Origin of the sequence: Alcanivorax profundi, from assembly GCF_003597125.1 — a bacterium.
Classification (GTDB): Bacteria; Pseudomonadota; Gammaproteobacteria; order Pseudomonadales; family Alcanivoracaceae; genus Alcanivorax; species Alcanivorax profundi.
The window spans coordinates 1-3,364 of sequence record NZ_QYYA01000012.1 but is presented as its reverse complement, the minus strand read 5'-3'; the positions used below and the strand labels follow the sequence as shown (position 1 = coordinate 3,364).

The following is a 3,364-nucleotide window of genomic DNA, read 5'->3' as shown; positions in this document are numbered from 1 at the left end:
ATTGGAGTTGCCAGTCGAAAGGCGGGCGATGAAGAGACTGTTTTGGGTTATATAGTCAAGTGATTAAGCGTACACGGTGGATGCCTTGGCAGCCAGAGGCGATGAAGGACGTAGTAGCCTGCGATAAGCTCCGGTTAGGTGGCAAACAACTGTTTGACCCGGAGATTTCCGAATGGGGAAACCCACCTGTCATAAGGCAGGTACCCTGCACTGAATCCATAGGTGTAGGGGGCGAACGAGGGGAACTGAAACATCTAAGTACCCTTAGGAACAGAAATCAATTGAGATTCCGTCAGTAGCGGCGAGCGAACGCGGATTAGCCCTTAAGCTTGTGAATGGTTAGAAGAACGGTCTGGGAAGGCCGGCCATAGTGGGTGATAGCCCCGTATTCGAAAACCTGATCAAGTGAAAACGAGTAGGTCGGAGCACGTGAAACTTTGACTGAACATGGGGGGACCATCCTCCAAGGCTAAATACTCCTGGCTGACCGATAGTGAACCAGTACCGTGAGGGAAAGGCGAAAAGAACCCCGGAGAGGGGAGTGAAATAGAACCTGAAACCGTGTACGTACAAGCAGTCGGAGCCCTCTTTGTGGGGTGACGGCGTACCTTTTGTATAATGGGTCAGCGACTTAATTTCAGTAGCGAGGTTAACCGTTTAGGGGAGCCGTAGGGAAACCGAGTCTTAATAGGGCGTTTAGTTGCTGGGATTAGACCCGAAACCGGGCGATCTATCCATGGGCAGGTTGAAGGTGCGGTAACACGCACTGGAGGACCGAACCGACTACCGTTGAAAAGTTAGCGGATGACCTGTGGATCGGAGTGAAAGGCTAATCAAGCTCGGAGATAGCTGGTTCTCCCCGAAAGCTATTTAGGTAGCGCCTCGGACGAATACCACTGGGGGTAGAGCACTGTTTCGGCTAGGGGGTCATCCCGACTTACCAAACCGATGCAAACTCCGAATACCAGTGAGTACTATCCGGGAGACACACGGCGGGTGCTAACGTCCGTCGTGGAGAGGGAAACAACCCAGACCGCCAGCTAAGGTCCCCAAATTCCAGTTAAGTGGGAAACGATGTGGGAAGGCTCAGACAGCTAGGAGGTTGGCTTAGAAGCAGCCACCCTTTAAAGAAAGCGTAATAGCTCACTAGTCGAGTCGGCCTGCGCGGAAGATGTAACGGGGCTAAAACTGGATACCGAAGCTGCGGCAGCAGACTTGTTCTGCTGGGTAGGGGAGCGTTGTGTAAGCCTGTGAAGGTGTGTTGAGAAGCATGCTGGAGGTATCACAAGTGCGAATGCTGACGTGAGTAACGATAATGGGGGTGAAAAACCTCCACGCCGAAAGACCAAGGTTTCCTGCGCAACGCTAATCGGCGCAGGGTGAGTCGGCCCCTAAGGCGAGGCAGAAATGCGTAGCTGATGGGAAACAGGTTAATATTCCTGTACTTCTTATAACTGCGATGGAGAGACGGAGAAGGCTATGCCTACCGGGCGTTGGTTGTCCCGGGGAAAGGCTGTAGGCTGAGGTGTTAGGCAAATCCGGCACCTTAAGGCTGAGAGTCGAGACCACTGGTCCTTTGTGACCGGGAAGTGGTTGATGCCATGCTTCCAGGAAAATCTTCTAAGCTTCAGGTTATAAGGAACCGTACCCCAAACCGACACAGGTGGTTGGGATGAGTATTCTAAGGCGCTTGAGAGAACTCGGGTGAAGGAACTAGGCAAAATTGTACCGTAACTTCGGGAGAAGGTACGCCGCTGACGGTGATGGGATTTACTCCCTAAGCTATTGGCGGTCGCAGTGAAAAGGCCCCTGCAACTGTTTATTAAAAACACAGCACTCTGCAAACGCGTAAGCGGACGTATAGGGTGTGACGCCTGCCCGGTGCCGGAAGGTTAATTGATGGGGTTAGCTTCGGCGAAGCTCTTGATCGAAGCCCCGGTAAACGGCGGCCGTAACTATAACGGTCCTAAGGTAGCGAAATTCCTTGTCGGGTAAGTTCCGACCTGCACGAATGGCGTAATGATGGGGGCGCTGTCTCCACCCGAGACTCAGTGAAATCGAAATCGCAGTGAAGATGCTGTGTACCCGCGGCTAGACGGAAAGACCCCGTGAACCTTTACTACAGCTTCACAGTGGACTTTGAGCCTGCTTGTGTAGGATAGCTGGGAGACTTTGAAGCAGTGACGCCAGTCATTGTGGAGTCGTCCTTGAAATACCAGCCTGGCATGTTTGAGGTTCTAACCCAGGCCCGTTATCCGGGTCGGGGACATTGTGTGGTGGGTAGTTTGACTGGGGCGGTCTCCTCCCAAAGAGTAACGGAGGAGCACAAAGGTACCCTCAGCACGGTCGGACATCGTGCAACGAGCGTAAAGGTAGAAGGGTGCTTGACTGCGAGACCTACAAGTCGAGCAGGTGCGAAAGCAGGTCTTAGTGATCCGGTGGTTCTGTATGGAAGGGCCATCGCTCAACGGATAAAAGGTACTCCGGGGATAACAGGCTGATACCGCCCAAGAGTTCATATCGACGGCGGTGTTTGGCACCTCGATGTCGGCTCATCTCATCCTGGGGCTGAAGCCGGTCCCAAGGGTATGGCTGTTCGCCATTTAAAGAGGTACGCGAGCTGGGTTTAGAACGTCGTGAGACAGTTCGGTCCCTATCTGCCGTGGGCGTTGGAGATTTGAGAGGAGCTGCTCCTAGTACGAGAGGACCGGAGTGGACGAACCTCTGGTGTTCCGGTTGTCACGCCAGTGGCATTGCCGGGTAGCTATGTTCGGACGGGATAACCGCTGAAAGCATCTAAGCGGGAAGCCTCCCTCAAGATGAGATCTCCCTGGGAACTTGATTCCCCTGAAGGGCCGTTGAAGACCACAACGTTGATAGGCTGGGTGTGGAAGCGTTGTAAGGCGTGAAGCTAACCAGTACTAATTGCCCGTGAGGCTTGACTATATAACACCAAAGCAGTCCCAAGACTCCACGAGTCAGGACAGCGTAAAGACAAGGTGTCAGAAGTCAGCTTGCTAATCATGAATAGCAAACTTCTCGTTCCCAATTTGGCTTTGCCGGTCAGTCAAGTAGTCGACCGGTAAGGCAACCTATTTGGTCCTCCTGATTCATCAGGAAAACCAAACCAGTTTGCCTGACGACAATAGAGTGTTGGAACCACCTGATCCCATGCCGAACTCAGAAGTGAAACGACACATCGCCGATGGTAGTGTGGGGCTTCCCCATGTGAGAGTAGGTCATCGTCAGGCTCTTAAACTAAACAAAAGACCCCCGCCACGAAAGTGACGGGGGTTTTTTGTTGGGTTTAGGATCACGCTGATCTCCTCTCACTACCTCGCAGTGCTCGCGCTGCCATGTGACA

General features: G+C 52.9%; 2 rRNA genes. Both read left to right on the top strand.

The features are described from left to right. The first annotated feature begins 53 nt into the window (after positions 1-53). Positions 54-2,946 (top strand): 23S ribosomal RNA (locus D4A39_RS16580). Between the two features lie 189 nt (positions 2,947-3,135). Next, positions 3,136-3,251 (top strand): 5S ribosomal RNA (gene rrf / locus D4A39_RS16575). Positions 3,252-3,364 lie beyond the last annotated feature (113 nt).